This is a genomic window from Pseudomonas sp. GW821-FHT07F05, assembly GCF_059418765.1.
Genome location: NZ_JBWKQL010000019.1, coordinates 29,172 through 42,310, shown reverse-complemented (window position 1 = coordinate 42,310; position 13,139 = coordinate 29,172). Strand labels below are relative to the sequence as shown.

General features: G+C 55.2%; 19 protein-coding genes. 16 read left to right on the top strand and 3 right to left on the bottom strand.

The window, feature by feature from the left end; genetic code table 11:
- Positions 1 to 11: 11 nt before the first annotated feature.
- From AC07RO_RS25400 to AC07RO_RS25355, 10 genes are all read left to right on the top strand, one after another.
- Positions 12 to 662 carry an AAA family ATPase gene (locus tag AC07RO_RS25400; RefSeq protein ID WP_495087390.1) on the top strand — a complete coding sequence of 217 codons (651 nt, stop codon included), beginning with the start codon at positions 12 to 14 and terminating at the stop codon, positions 660 to 662.
- Positions 652 to 939 carry a ribbon-helix-helix domain-containing protein gene (locus AC07RO_RS25395; protein ID WP_495087389.1) on the top strand — a complete coding sequence of 96 codons (288 nt, stop codon included), beginning with the start codon at positions 652 to 654 and terminating at the stop codon, positions 937 to 939. The genes AC07RO_RS25400 and AC07RO_RS25395 overlap by 11 nt, the downstream gene beginning before the upstream one ends.
- Before the next feature lie 109 nt (positions 940 to 1,048).
- Positions 1,049 to 1,426, top strand: a complete 378-nt coding sequence (locus tag AC07RO_RS25390) for a hypothetical protein (RefSeq protein WP_495087388.1) — start codon at positions 1,049 to 1,051, stop codon at positions 1,424 to 1,426.
- Positions 1,427 to 1,447: 21 nt separating this feature from the next.
- Positions 1,448 to 1,693: a hypothetical protein gene (locus AC07RO_RS25385; RefSeq protein ID WP_495087387.1), complete on the top strand. Its 246-nt coding sequence runs from the start codon at positions 1,448 to 1,450 to the stop codon at positions 1,691 to 1,693.
- A gap of 122 nt (positions 1,694 to 1,815) precedes the next feature.
- The gene (locus tag AC07RO_RS25380) at positions 1,816 to 2,031 is read left to right on the top strand and encodes a hypothetical protein (RefSeq protein WP_495087386.1); all 216 of its coding nucleotides are present in this window, start codon (positions 1,816 to 1,818) and stop codon (positions 2,029 to 2,031) included.
- Between the two features lie 89 nt (positions 2,032 to 2,120).
- Complete coding sequence (locus tag AC07RO_RS25375) at positions 2,121 to 2,360, top strand: hypothetical protein (protein WP_495087385.1); 240 nt, start codon at positions 2,121 to 2,123, stop codon at positions 2,358 to 2,360.
- A gap of 81 nt (positions 2,361 to 2,441) precedes the next feature.
- Positions 2,442 to 2,651: a hypothetical protein gene (locus AC07RO_RS25370; protein ID WP_495087384.1), complete on the top strand. Its 210-nt coding sequence runs from the start codon at positions 2,442 to 2,444 to the stop codon at positions 2,649 to 2,651.
- A gap of 53 nt (positions 2,652 to 2,704) precedes the next feature.
- Positions 2,705 to 2,956 carry an antirestriction protein ArdR gene (locus AC07RO_RS25365; protein ID WP_495087383.1) on the top strand — a complete coding sequence of 84 codons (252 nt, stop codon included), beginning with the start codon at positions 2,705 to 2,707 and terminating at the stop codon, positions 2,954 to 2,956.
- A gap of 8 nt (positions 2,957 to 2,964) precedes the next feature.
- Positions 2,965 to 3,804, top strand: a complete 840-nt coding sequence (locus tag AC07RO_RS25360; RefSeq protein WP_495087382.1) for a DUF4238 domain-containing protein — start codon at positions 2,965 to 2,967, stop codon at positions 3,802 to 3,804.
- Positions 3,805 to 3,830: 26 nt separating this feature from the next.
- On the top strand, positions 3,831 to 4,022 hold the full coding sequence (locus AC07RO_RS25355) for a hypothetical protein (protein ID WP_495087381.1): 192 nt from the start codon (positions 3,831 to 3,833) through the stop codon (positions 4,020 to 4,022).
- On the opposite strand, the gene AC07RO_RS25350 is transcribed toward AC07RO_RS25355, so the two are convergent.
- Both AC07RO_RS25350 and AC07RO_RS25345 read right to left on the bottom strand, forming a co-directional pair.
- Positions 4,012 to 4,995: a tyrosine-type recombinase/integrase gene (locus AC07RO_RS25350; protein WP_495087380.1), complete on the bottom strand. Its 984-nt coding sequence runs from the start codon at positions 4,993 to 4,995 to the stop codon at positions 4,012 to 4,014. The two genes, AC07RO_RS25355 and AC07RO_RS25350, sit on opposite strands and share 11 nt — an antisense overlap.
- Entirely contained in the window at positions 4,992 to 5,540 is a 549-nt protein-coding gene (locus AC07RO_RS25345; RefSeq protein ID WP_495087379.1) for a GNAT family N-acetyltransferase, read from the bottom strand. Before AC07RO_RS25345 ends, AC07RO_RS25350 begins: the two co-directional genes overlap by 4 nt.
- Positions 5,541 to 5,693: 153 nt before the next feature.
- Here AC07RO_RS25345 and AC07RO_RS25340 point away from each other — a divergent pair, with 153 nt between their 5' ends.
- The 3 genes from AC07RO_RS25340 (at position 5,694) to AC07RO_RS25330 (ending at position 9,253) form a co-directional block, all read left to right on the top strand.
- The gene (locus tag AC07RO_RS25340; RefSeq protein ID WP_495087378.1) at positions 5,694 to 5,966 is read left to right on the top strand and encodes a CopG family ribbon-helix-helix protein; all 273 of its coding nucleotides are present in this window, start codon (positions 5,694 to 5,696) and stop codon (positions 5,964 to 5,966) included.
- Positions 5,966 to 6,241, top strand: coding sequence for a type II toxin-antitoxin system RelE/ParE family toxin (locus AC07RO_RS25335; protein WP_495087377.1), 276 nt, complete (start codon positions 5,966 to 5,968; stop codon positions 6,239 to 6,241). The genes AC07RO_RS25340 and AC07RO_RS25335 overlap by 1 nt, the downstream gene beginning before the upstream one ends.
- A gap of 150 nt (positions 6,242 to 6,391) precedes the next feature.
- Positions 6,392 to 9,253 (top strand): PAS domain-containing hybrid sensor histidine kinase/response regulator, encoded by a 2,862-nt coding sequence (locus AC07RO_RS25330; protein WP_495087376.1) that lies wholly within the window; start codon positions 6,392 to 6,394, stop codon positions 9,251 to 9,253.
- 505 nt (positions 9,254 to 9,758) lie between these two features.
- Here the strand turns inward: AC07RO_RS25330 and AC07RO_RS25325 are convergent.
- Positions 9,759 to 10,517 carry an NADPH-dependent F420 reductase gene (locus AC07RO_RS25325; protein WP_495087375.1) on the bottom strand — a complete coding sequence of 253 codons (759 nt, stop codon included), beginning with the start codon at positions 10,515 to 10,517 and terminating at the stop codon, positions 9,759 to 9,761.
- A 166-nt stretch (positions 10,518 to 10,683) separates the two neighbouring features.
- Here AC07RO_RS25325 and AC07RO_RS25320 point away from each other — a divergent pair, with 166 nt between their 5' ends.
- The 3 genes from AC07RO_RS25320 (at position 10,684) to AC07RO_RS25310 (ending at position 13,094) form a co-directional block, all read left to right on the top strand.
- Positions 10,684 to 11,283, top strand: a complete 600-nt coding sequence (locus tag AC07RO_RS25320; RefSeq protein WP_495087374.1) for a TetR/AcrR family transcriptional regulator — start codon at positions 10,684 to 10,686, stop codon at positions 11,281 to 11,283.
- A gap of 364 nt (positions 11,284 to 11,647) precedes the next feature.
- The gene (locus tag AC07RO_RS25315; RefSeq protein WP_495087430.1) at positions 11,648 to 12,145 is read left to right on the top strand and encodes a sigma-70 family RNA polymerase sigma factor; all 498 of its coding nucleotides are present in this window, start codon (positions 11,648 to 11,650) and stop codon (positions 12,143 to 12,145) included.
- Complete coding sequence (locus tag AC07RO_RS25310; RefSeq protein ID WP_495087373.1) at positions 12,138 to 13,094, top strand: FecR family protein; 957 nt, start codon at positions 12,138 to 12,140, stop codon at positions 13,092 to 13,094. The genes AC07RO_RS25315 and AC07RO_RS25310 overlap by 8 nt, the downstream gene beginning before the upstream one ends.
- The last annotated feature ends 45 nt before the right edge of the window (positions 13,095 to 13,139 follow it).

Sequence of the window (13,139 nt, the reverse complement as noted above, 5' to 3'; positions counted from 1 at the left end):
TCGAGGTTTGTATGGGTGATATTGTGATCGTTGGTGGAAACAAGGGCGGCGTTGGCAAGACCACAACCGCGGTCAATTTGTCAGTCGGATTGGCAATGGAAGGTAAAGACGTGTGCCTGGTCGACGCAGATCCACAACGAAGCGCGTCGAAGTGGTACGCCGAACGCGAGGCGTCAAACATCACGCCTAAAATTACCCTGCTGGAAAAGCGAGATAACATCACGGTCACTCTGAGGACGCTGAGTGAAAAATTCGATTACGTCATCGTTGACGTGGCAGGAAGAAACTCGCGTGAGCTCATTACCGGCGCCGTCGTCGCTGACATCATCATTGCTCCTAACCAATGCAGCCAGCTTGACCTGGACACGCTTGGCGAGCTGCAGGAACAGGTACTGAGGTGCCGGGATCTGAACCCAAACCTCAAGACGTTCGCCTATCAATCCATGGCTTCGCCTAACCCATCAGTCCGAAAAACTGAGCGGAAAGAGTTTCTGGAGTTTCTGTCTGAGTTTCCCGAAATCCAACCCCTAAACTCAGTAGGGTTTTACCGAAAAGCTTATAAGGATGCGATTCCATTTGGGATGTCAGTGTTGGAAGGGAAAAACCGTGATGCAGCTAACGAAATCACAGAGCTTCTGAGCGAGGTGTTCCATGGCCGTTAAAAAATCGAGTGAAACGGCTACCAAGAAATCGACTGTTAGCCAGGAAGAATCAGAGCGTTTAGCGATTGAGCTGGCCGATAAACCTTACGGATCACAGCCTCAAGTGCGGGCTACCGACAAAAGGAAAGCCGTTCCCATTTCGGTGAGTTTGCCTCCCAGCATGATTGAGCAGATCGAGGACGTTGTGCGCGCAAACAAGCGTGGAGGCATGCCTAACAGAACGGTTAGCGCCCTCATCAGAAGCGCTTTAGAGGCCCAGGGATTTAAAGCGCAGTGAGTAGCCACGCTGGAGGTTAATAATTACCAATTAATATTTACTAATTAGTAATTAGGCGTATGACGTTAGGTTATCGGCTGATATTGGTAAGCCAGGGGAGGGGAGATCTTTGGACGATCCAGATGATCCATACCGTGAGTTCAACGCTGAAGCTGAAGCATATCAACAGGAAGTGAAGAGGATCGAGCAGGAGCGTCGAGTCACTTCGTTGTTGCAGATGCTGGGGGCAGTGACCGGTGAAGCCGTGCCTGCTGCGGATGAGGCTTGGATGGCCTCAATCGACCCCCTTTGGCCCATAGCAAGCGTAGATCGACCGACCATAGGAGCACATCAAAGATGGGCTGCATTTGAAGAGCGGCACCCCAAGCTTAAAGCGATTCCACCCTCGGAACGAGCTGAGCTAGCAAAGCAGGCTCACCCGGGTGAAAGTTGGAGCGAGCTTTTGTACCGGCTTGGTTATTCAAAGCAAGGAAAATCGAAGTCCTAACGTGTTCAAGCGGAGCGCACCATGGCCACCGAAGATAAACAGGATCAACGGACCGGGTTCATTACGGCCTGGCACACATCAGTCGAGGACCGTGAGGCGCTTTTGCGGGATCCGGAGGCGCATACCACGGCGCTGACCGAGCAGGCAAAGCAGGCGTGCGCCCAAGGTGTCATTACTGACGAGGATCTGCGCGAGCTGCTGGAGTGGGTCGATTCGGCGTATTCCTGGGCGGTTGAAGAACAGCTGACCCGCGAGCTGAACCAGTAGGGCGGTCATGTCGCGGCCCGGGCTAAGGACGTGACCCCAAAGAAGCCCAAGGTACGCAAGCGTCTGAACTGAAAGGAACCCCGACATGGCACATGATGATTTGAACGACTCGGAAAACATTGATGAGCATCGAACAGGAAGACTTAGAAGGTTTTGAACTGGTTTTCAGCGTTCAAGTTGATGAGAGCCGGATGCTTGAACTGCTGGTTGACGAGGTTTTTTCTGGGGACTGCGTTTGTCAGGTGACAAATGCTAGCGGCCAGGTCCTGGAGCGCTCCGAGATTTATCAGGATCAAGCGCACTGTCTGCGTGACGGTCTGAACAAAGCATTGAAGTAAGGAAAACGCCCTGCACCACCCCAAGCCCAGCCCTCGCGCTGGGCCGAGGCAGTAGAACCCAGCCACTCATCACGCAAGGAGCCCCACCCATGAGCACGTCCCCCGAGCAACTGGCCGCCGCCCTGGTCGACTTTCGCCACCTGTTGGAGCCGGTGCGCCTGGCCGATACACATGAGCAGCGCATTGACGCGCTAGGCCTAGCCCAGAGCAACCTGTTCATGCTGTGGCGTATCGACTGGATCGACCGCGAGACGTTTGACGTGCTGCACCGCGAAGTGTTGCAGGCCGATGCCGACGGCGTGCGCCGCTGCGAAGCCAAGCGCGGCTAAATCGAACCACCACCCGCCGATAACGCGGAAAATGGCCGCGCCATACAGGAATGGCCACCCATGCAGCAACAAGGAGTCCGTATGAGCTTTGCACACGTGAAAGAAATCGTTGAGGTAAGTGACGTCATTGAAGCCAACCGGCTGATCCAGGCGGGGCATGAGCTGCTACAGATCGTGCCGGGCTGGACCAGTGACAGCACCCCCTGCACGCTGTTTTATCTGAGCAAGCCGGCCGAGCCAGAAGAGGGCGAATACATCGATGGCGATTGGGTGCCGAAAAAGAAGAACTGACGCACAGCGCATAGGGCAGTGGCACCAAAGCGTATAGGAAGGAAAACGTGACCATGGCACATCTGATCGAGGCGCTACGCTCGACCGCCGCGAAGTGGCGAGCAGGCAACCAGGAACACAGTGAAGGCGTCGTGTTGGTGTGGAACGGCGAGGTTTACGGCTGGAAGGATGAACTGCGCGATCCGGCCAGCGAGCGCCCAGGCGCGTATGCCGTGGACAAGGTCGGGCTGATCTTCAAGGCCCAGGGCGGTGACGACTACAACGGTGCAAAAGCGTGGGTCGCGGTGGACCCTGACGCGCAATAGGAAAGCCAATGGACAAGCCGAAACGTCACCACTACCTGCCTGAGTCATATCAAAAAGGATTTTGGGATGAGCGGACCAGGAAGATTCATTTTGTCGACATCAAGTCAGGAAATCGAGCTGCGACAGATCCGAAAAATATAGGACTGGAAAAGCATCTGTACCGTTTTGCCAGTCCCGTGGAAGGCGTGTCAGATACTGCCATTGAGAATCCATTGCTTTCGACGCTTGATGGCCGCTTCGTTGGTGCGTTGCGCAATATACGTGGTGATTTCAGTCATGATGATAGGCAGTCGTTAGCGATCGCCTTGGCGTTTCTCCGCTTCCGTACCCCTACAATGTTCAGATCTATTGAAATGCAGGCGACGGAATTTTTTCTTACCGAGATCAAGAAGGATCCGAGCAAGGTAGCCAAAGCCGCTGAATTCGGGATAGACCTGAATGACGTGACCGGTTTTATGGCTTCTACTTCAGATGTTTTTCAAGTCGCTAAAGACCTTGTGCTCTCAGTTTTTCTCAAAAGCTCAGTGGAGTTTGCATTCGTTCTGGTCGGCATGGGATGGCGCGTCTATACATCAGACACAGGAAAATTCATCACCTCAGATAAACCATTCACCGCAGTGGAGGGGCCTGGGCCTTTCACCGCTCACGGCGTGAGAGGCAGTTTTATAGTTCCTCTCTCGTCGAGCTTATGTCTAGAGCTAGGTGTGTGTGAGCACCCGTTGGAATTCGTTCCTCTGTCGGTAGATGAGGTATATGAAGTCAACGAAATCATCGCGCATTGTGCGGACAAGAGAATTTTGGGTTCAAATTTTGATGACCTAGATCTAGCTCTGCTTGGGCGCAACTAGTGTGTGAACTTTTCAAGGAAAACGACATGATTTATCTAGTGACTAAAAACACCAACAACGAAGGCTATGAGGTGTTTCGAGCCTTCACGAATCGGAATGATGCTGAAGCGCTAGTTGAAAGTTTTGAGGCTTATGATAAGGAAAAACCGATTTTCACTACCGGCCACTTCTTTAATCAACAAAACTTTTCCTCGCTGCACAGACAATTCAATACTTGACCCTGAACGTGGGGGAGTCCTCTGGCCGGTTCTGCCGGCGATCGTAGATCCGCGTCGTGCTGATATTGGCGTGGCCCAGCCAGGCCTGCACCTTGGCGATATCCGCCTCGTGCTCCAGGGCATTCGTTGCCGCTGTAGCGCGCAGCCCGTGTACGCCCAGTCCCGCAACCTCTATCCCTGCAGCCTTGGCGTAATGCCCTACCACTGCGTAGATGCCATCGGCGCTGATTCCTGCGCCCGTTGTGCGGCCGCGCAGCGGGTGGAAGAGGGGAACCTTGCCGTCCTGCTGATCATGGCCGGACGCTTCCAGGTAGATGTAGATGCGTTCAGCGGCCACCGGATGCAACGGCAGAAAGCGCAGTTTGCCGCCCTTGCCGTGGATGCGCAGGTGCTTGATGCCTCGACGCTCCTGCAGGTCGGCGAGCATCAGCTGCGCGGCCTCTTCGCGGCGCAGCCCGTGGTACAGCAGCACCGCCAGAAGCGCCCGATCGCGCTTGCCTTTGAGCGTGTCCGGATCTGGCGCATCGAGCAGGGCCTTGGCCTGGTGATCACCGAGCGCCGGCGTTTTTCCTTCATTGGTTTCGATACGGGGTCGTTTGACGCCATGCACCGGATTGCCACCGGTGACTGCATTACTGTTGAGCAGGTGGTCATAGAGGCTGGCCAGCGCCGCCAGTTTGCGGCGGATGGTTGCGCCGGCAAGGCCCCGGCGCTCCAGATCTGCGCGCCAGGCCAGCACGTGCGCCCGGGTAACCGAGCGAAATTCGTCTGCAGTCGCCAGGCCGACGAACTGGCAGAAGTCCTCCAGATCGCCCTGGTACGCTCGCCGAGTACGCAAGTTGTCGATATTGGCGAACCACTCGACGGCCGCCGGCACTTCAGCCAGCTTCTGAAACTGTGCCGCCGTCAGCCGGCGTTCATTGGGGGAGGGGGCTGATACACCGGTGCCGGTGGCTTGCGTAATATCCTTCATCGAATGCCCGGTCCTGCAGGACGACCTGCCGCATGTTCGCTGGCCACCCAAGCCCAGTATTCGCGGATGGAGCGGTCCACCTCCGATTCGGGTACCAGGTGCTGCCAACGCAGTTGTTCTTGTTCCTGGTCACCCGTGCGGATATCGCGTTTGATTTCTGCGCCGGCAGCGGCAAACCGCCGGCGCGCCTTGCTCCAAAATCCCACGGCGGTGCCCACTTCGTGCAGCGGCACCAAGGGCACCTGGTGATTGCACCACAGACGCCAAAGTGTCGCCGACCCCACACCACGTCCCTGATACTCGCCGTCAATGGTCAGATCGTAGATGTACACCCGATCGTTGAGCGGATTGATGCCGTAGCGGATTTTTCCTGCGCGCTGGCCATCGAGCTCGATGCCGGCGACGAACTCAGTACCGGGAAACGCGAAACACCCGCGTGTGGACTCAGTATGTTCGATCACCACGCGGATGTTCGTACTAAGCTCATCCATCACTTTAGCGTTGCATACCTGACGAAAATTACGAAATCGGTCGAGAACTGACATGGCCTCTCCTGCTGTCCGAGAACTAACGATAACGTATTTTATCACCAGTAGCTGGTTTAGCGCCTGATCATGATTTTTTATTCAACCGAAGCTTTGTAAAATCAGATAAAATCACTGTTATTCATTATGGCCAAATGTGATGAGGATTGACTAATGGCTATTGCTACCAAAACGCGTTCCGTCACCGCTCACGTGCCCGTTGAGCTTGCTGAGCGCGTCGATGAAATCGCCGATCGTCTTGAGCGCTCCAAAAATTGGATTGTCAAGCAAGCGCTGTCTGCATGGCTCGACCAAGAAGAAGAGCGCAGCCGACTCACGCGCGAAGCCCTGCTCGATGTTGATGCTGGCCAGGTCATCGATCATCAGACGGTAGAGGATTGGGCGGCCAGCCTGGGTACCGATTCGCCACTACCGGCACCACGCTGATGCAACTGCAGTGGACCAGCAAAGCGGTATCGGACCTCGCGCGTCTTTACGACTTTCTCGCTCTGGTAAACTTGGCATCTGCTGCGCGTACCGTGCGGCAGTTGACTGCAGCCCCGAGCACCTTGCTAACCAACCCGCGTCTCGGCGAACGACTGGATGAGTATGAGCCTCGTGAGGTTCGCCGCCTTCTGGTGAGACACTACGAGTTTCGTTATGAAATCGTTGGATCGGTGATCTACGTTCTGCGCATATGGCATAGTCGCGAAGGTCGTTGAGAGCAGTAACAACATGGTGCAGGTAGCCATGCAATGGAAGCCAAATTCCCGTGTTTACAATGTGTACAGCTAGGGTAAGTGGCCCTGTTATTCAGGTGTCGTGCGCAGATAAAAATCATTTCCTGGGCCTCATGCTCAAGGGGTCATCGATTGTTTGAAGCAGAGATCAGCCTGCTTTCGCGGGAAGCGCTCGAGGCAGAGGTAAACCAATGGCGGACCGGAAGTCATCGGTTGAGTCAGGACAAAGCCTTACAGATTGCTGTGTTTGACAGTGCAATCGACTTTGCCATGGTAGTGACCGATCCGGCTGGCATTATTACGGCCTGGAACAGTGGTGCTCGGCACCTTATGGGTTGGACGGCCGACGAAATGCTTGGCCAGAATGCTTCGCGATTTTTTACGCCAGAAGACCGAGCAACCGGACGCGTGGCCTATGAAATGCGAGCTGCGTTGCGCAATGGTCGTGCCACAGATGAGCGATGGCATGTAGGCAAGAACAATGTCCGTTTTTGGACTTCCGGCGAAATGATGGTGTTGCGTGATGAAAATGGAACGCACATCGGCTTCATCAAAATATTTCGCGACCGCACCCCAGAGCACTTAGCTGGTAAAGCCCTCGAACAAACCGAGCGGCTGTTGCACCAAGCACAGGAAGCAGGAGGTGTTGGCCTGTTTTCCGTCGACTTGGCGAATGACCTACTCAAGGGAACGTCTGAATTCTTTCGCCTTTATGGCTTACCGCCTGCTGAAAGCTATCCTGCTACCCAGGTTCAAGCACTGATCGTCCCTGAAGATAAAAAACTGGTGTCAGAGGCTCTTCGTCGTCTAACCGATGACTGCAGCCTTGATGTCGAATATCGCATTCGTCGCCCAGACAACGGTGAACTACGTTGGATTAACCGTATAGGAAAAATACTGTGGGATGAAAGCGGACAGCCTGTACAGTTTTCAGGAGCTGTACGTGACGTCACTGCCCAGCGTGCGGATGAGGCGGCTCGCGAAGCGAGCGAAGCGCAGTACCGGATGCTATTCGAAGCGATCGATGACGGGTTCTGTGTCATTGAATTCATTGACGGACCTCACGGACCTTTGAGCGACTATATCCACGTTGAAGCCAATCCAGGGTACGAGCGGCAGACAGGTATTGCAGGGATCGTCGGTCAGACTATCTGGGGACTAGCACCTGATGAAGCCCAGGGCTGGGTCAAAAGGTACCGTAAAGTTCTTGATACGGGTCAACCTATTCGCTTTGAGCGCTATTTCGCTGCTGCAGGTCGAGAAATCGAGGTTTCTGCTGCTCGTGTGGAACGTACGAGCAAGCAGCAGGTTTCCATTTTATTTCGCGATATCACTGGTCGTAAAAATGCTGAAAGACTTGCCCAGCAGAATATTCAACGTGTGCAGCTCGCGTTGTCTGCAGGTGCCATTCTTGGGACTTGGTTCTGGGATATTCCAGCCGATCGTTTCAGTGTAGACAGTGGTTTTGCTAAGGCTTTTGGCCTGGATCCGCAGATAGGCTTGGACAATCTCTCCGTTGCTCAAATCATCCATACCGTGCACCCCGATGATCAAGAGGGCTTGGCCGCAGCCGTCACAGAAGCCGTTGTTCGAGGTGGGCACTACGCACATCAATATCGCGCCTTGCGTACAGATGGTTGCTATTACTGGCTCGAAGGCAATGGGCATGTCACCCATGCGCCGGATGGTACTCCTTTGACCTTTCCAGGTGTGTTGATTGATATCAACGAGCGGCGTGCGATAGAGGGGGAAAGAGACCGTGCGACGGCTGCTCTTCGCGCCCTTGCTGATACGCTCGAGCAACGCGTTGCGCAGCGAACTGAAGACTTACTCAAGTCTGAGGAGCGTCTGCGCCAATCACAGAAAATGGAAGCTGTAGGGCAGCTTACCGGCGGGCTTGCCCATGACTTCAACAATCTGCTGGGCGGGATCATGGGCAGCCTTGAGCTGATGAACCTGCGTCTTACTCAGGGCAGGGTCAAGGATATTGATAAATACATGGCCGCAGCTCAAGGTGCCGCAAAGCGTGCTGCTGCCCTGACGCACCGGTTGCTGGCTTTTTCACGTCGTCAGACGCTCGATCCAAAGGTCACAAACGTCAACGTATTGGCTGATGGTATGTGTGACATGATTCAGCGTACGGTGGGCCCCAGTGTTCACATCACGGTGACTGGGGCCGTCGATGCCTGGCTGGTTCAGGTTGATCCGTCGCAACTGGAGAATGCCCTGCTTAACTTGTGCATTAACGCACGAGACGCTATGCCGGAGGGCGGCTCGATCGTGATCGAGACAGCCAACCGCTGTATTGATCAGCAGGCGGCGTTGCGTCAGGACATACCAGAAGGACAGTACTTGTCCTTAAGCGTTTCGGATACAGGCACGGGCATGTCCCCTGACGTGCTCGCTAAAGCCTTTGATCCTTTCTTCACAACTAAACCGCTAGGTCAGGGAACAGGCCTGGGTTTGTCAATGATCTATGGATTTGCAAAACAATCCAACGGTCAGGTCCGCCTCCACTCGATCATGGGTCAAGGCACTACCGTCTCTATTTACCTGCCACGTCATGAAGGTCTCATCAAAGAGCACTCTTCTGCGCCTGGTGATGCCGTACTACCACATGCCAAGGCCGGCGAAACCGTGCTGGTCGTAGAGGACGAACCCACTATCCGTCTTCTGGTAACGGATGTGCTGGAAGACCTGGGTTACATTGCCATTGAGGCTGCGGACAGCTCGGCAGGACTTCGCGTACTGCAATCTAATGCGCGCATTGATTTGCTGATCAGTGATGTTGGTCTCCCTGGAGGTCTGAATGGCCGGCAGATGGCTGAAGCCGGTCGCGTGGCGCGTCCAGGACTCAAGGTGCTGTTCATAACCGGCTACGCAGAAAATGCTTTGCTGACCCACGGGCAGTTAGAAGTAAGCATGTCCGTTCTGACAAAACCCTTTGCGGTGGATGCGCTAGCAGCCAAGATCGAGCAATTGCTGGAGCACTAGCTGTTTGTTGTTGGCTTTGAGAGGCGTGCTTAAGACCCTGTTCACGGCCTCTTCCGGTCGTGCTTATGCCTAAACAGCTCACTGAGCACAGCCTGCTGTGGCTATCAGCTTGCCGAGATTTCGATGCTAGCTATTCCTTTGGGGCCATTCGTTGAACGACTGCCAGTAGAGCTGAACAGTGTATAGCAGCTTGGCCAGGTCGCCGATGTAGGCATGCACCTGCCTCTCCTCGTTCTAGTCGTAAGACCTGATCGTGATGGATGGTGCAGTGATCGCGGCGAGATCATTTTAGGTGCTACGGCTTTCGCTATGGCGGCTTTTCGATGCCTAGAGCAGTCGCTCGTTATAGGATCCTCTCCGGTCGTCAAACGACAGCTGAGCGATGAGGAGGTGGCCTGGAAAACCGCTGGCACTATTGAGTACTGAGAACTGGCCAAGAGATGCCTGAAAGACATGAAGATTTTTTATCCTGGCCCGCACTCATTTGCGAGCGGGCTCTTGGGGACTACTGTGTGATTTGCCGATTAATTTTCAACAAATACGCATTATTTTCCGCTGTCAGTTGGTCGAAACTGTTCTCGCCTACATGGTTAGCGAGTGTCGTGATTATTTCATCGCGCCGTTTAGGAGCGACCACACGATCTGCTCTCAGCAACGCTGCGCCTATCTGCGCAGCCGTCAGATCCGTGCAATAAACAGGGTTTCCAGGTTGCTGACGCCAAGAATCCAAAAGCGTGCCTGACGGGACTGCGTCAAATCCAGTTTGGTCGACTAGCTCACATACAATGGCCACCCCCTCCTTATCATCGCCTGCGATAGGCAGAGCAATCCTTTCCTGTATTCCCTTGGCAAGCCCCAGGTCAGCCAAGCTACCTGCGAGTATGGTGTTCCATGCCTTCACAACAGGCCGCCCAAGCTGTTCACAAACCCAAAGACTCTCGATCTGGCCTTCCTCAAGGGCGTCTACGGAACCGTCGCGATGTGGGTAATAGTTAGACGTATCGGCAACGATTGTTGTCGACGGTGCTTGGGCAAGGATCGGCTTTAGATGCGGGATTTTTGTGAACGGGACGGATATGATTACGACATCAGCAGCCGTGACAGCTTGCTCAGGTGTCGCAGCTTTAACCCCCGTTTCGGCTGCAAAATTTTCCAGCGACTGGGGGCCGCGAGAGTTCGCTAGGTAGACATCGTGCCCTGCCACGCGCAGCTTTCGCGCCAACGTAGCACCGATGAGTCCACTGCCTATGATGCCAATTTTCATGAAAATCAAACCTCTCAACTATTTGGTTCTGTGCGGTCTCGGGGAGGAACTGTCGGCGATGAGCGCTAAACTCTCGCCAAAACGGATACACCCTCCGGTTAGTGAATTGATTATATGGAGTGTTCCTCCGTATAATCAACTCCTGCTCAGAGCCTAGGAAAGTCCAATGTCCGGCAAGCTACAAATCGCCCGACCGCCTAGATCCGATGCACTGCGAAATCGCGCCAACATTCTTGGGGTCGCTATCAAGCATTTTCAGGATTATGGTACGGGAGCCTCCCTGGAAGGGATCGCCAAGGAGGCCGGTATCGGGGTCGGTACCCTCTATCGCCATTTTCCACAGCGCGAGGATCTGATCGCTGCGGTGTTGCAAACGCGTGAGGTTGCCTTGGGCCAGACCATTGAGCGCTTTAATGCAATGGCGGATGCAAAACAATCCTTGCAGTCGTGGATGGAGGCCTTGAACGAGTATTTGACCAGCTTCGATGGTCTGGCTGATCCCCTCAGCCGCGCGATGATGGCCGCGGAATCTTCGTTGGCCATTTCCTGCGACTGGCTCGTTGGTGTTACTGAGCGATTTCTGACTGCCGCTCAACTAGCGGGGTTTGCCCGCAAAGACCTCAAGGCGCGTGACTTGTTTCTTCTGGTACTCGCTTCATCTTGGGTAACCCGCTCCGTTGTCGCCGATAAGCAGATCTTGAGATCCGTGCGTACCGTGATTTGGGATGGAATCCAGGCAGAGAGCGCAGGACTGCCGCAGCAGTGAATTGCGCCTGAGATCTCGCCGCCTCCGGCAGCTTTGGATTGGTAGAGCTCCCGGCACAGGTAGCTTTCGGCCCAGAGTGTGTAAAAACGCCTTCACGAATCCTTCGCTATGATTTTTAAGGATTCATCGCAGGGATCTCCCATGAATAGCTTTATCCAAGGTGAACATCGAGGCCGAAGCCGATGCCCTCCTCTCGATACATGGTTGTAAGGCGAGATTGTGTCTTAGGCATTCGCAGACGTGATGGGTGGACGCCATAAGCTGCTACCTAGCCATGCGCAGAGAGAACCAGAGGTTGCAAAAAGCTATAGGCATGATGACAATGCGACTGATTATCATTAATGCATTTGGTGCTCACTCGCTCATGCATACTCGCCACTTTGCAGTTGCAGCCCTCTATAGCTCCCATCATGGTTGGCTCAGCACGTGGCTACGTAGCCGCCTAGGCAATGCTTCAGATGCGGCAGACCTGGCTCAGGACACCTTCATACGGCTACTGCAACGTACCGACCGGCTGGAGCTCAAGGCGCCTAGAGCTTTTTTGCGCACTGTTGCTGGCGCACTGGTAATCGATCTCTGGCGCCGCGAGGAACTGCACCGTGCGTATTTAGAAACAATCGCCCATCTTGAGCCTGAATGCGCACCTTGTCCGCAAACCCGACAATTGGTGATGGATCTACTTGAGCAGATCGCGTGGATGCTTGAAAGCCTGCGCCCCAAGGTGCGGGAAGCTTTCCTGCTGGCTCAATGTGATGGGCTCAGCCACAGGGAAATCTCGGCGCGCATGGGCATATCCCTGCGCTCAGTCGAACGGCATGTGGCGGATGCGCTGTTTCGTTGCTACCAACTGCGCTATGAGTGAGCCGTTGCGGCTGGAACAGCACATCGTTAAGCAAGCCATCGACTGGACGCTGCGGCTGCAGAACAACACCGGCAACCGCGGTCTGGTGCAGCAGTGCGAAAACTGGCGGGCCGCGCACGGCGATCATGAGTTGGCGTGGCAACGCGTGCAGACGCTCAACGCCGAGCTTTCCGCCAACCTGAGCGCCCAGCCCGACACCCGCTATATCCTGGAGACCAGTTCACAACGAGTGGGTAGGCGAAAGGCCCTGGAACTGCTCAGCGCCATGCTGGTAATCGGCTCGACCACCTTGCTGGGGAGCGAAGCGAACCCATTGCTTGACTGGACGTCCGACTACACCACGGCGGTGGGCGAACGCAAGCGCTGGACGCTGGCCGATGGCTCGCGCCTGGACCTCAACACCCATAGCGCCGTGGACCTTGCTGTCGGGCCGCAGGTTCGCCAACTGCACCTCAAGCGTGGCGAACTCATGCTCCACTGCGCCAACGCAGACATACCGTGGCGAGTGAGTTCATTGGATACCGTTCTCCAAGCCAACGACGCGCAACTTACCTTGCGCCACGATGACCACTGCACTCGCCTGGGCGTCATCACCGGGCGCGTGGCCATCCATATGCCCGGCCGCACGGTGCAATGGGCCGAGCCTGGTCAGCACTATCGCGTGACCCGGTCTGGGGCGGTGTTGGCACAGCCGCCCGACATGGACATGCAAGCCTGGGCAGAGGGGCTAATCGTGACCCGTGGTATGCGCCTGGACGCCTTTCTTGGAGAGGTGAGCCGCTACCGGCCAGGGCACCTTGGCTACGACGCCGACGTGGCGGATATGCGTTTGTCTGGCGTGTTCCGGCTCGCCGACACCGATGAACTTCTGCAGGTATTGACCCAGACGCTGCCGCTCACTGTTCGCTATCGCACGCGCTGGTGGGCATCCGTGCAGCGGCGGGTGTGAAGTTTTTTTGGCGGGTTCCGCACGCACGTTCGGCTAGGACAGTAA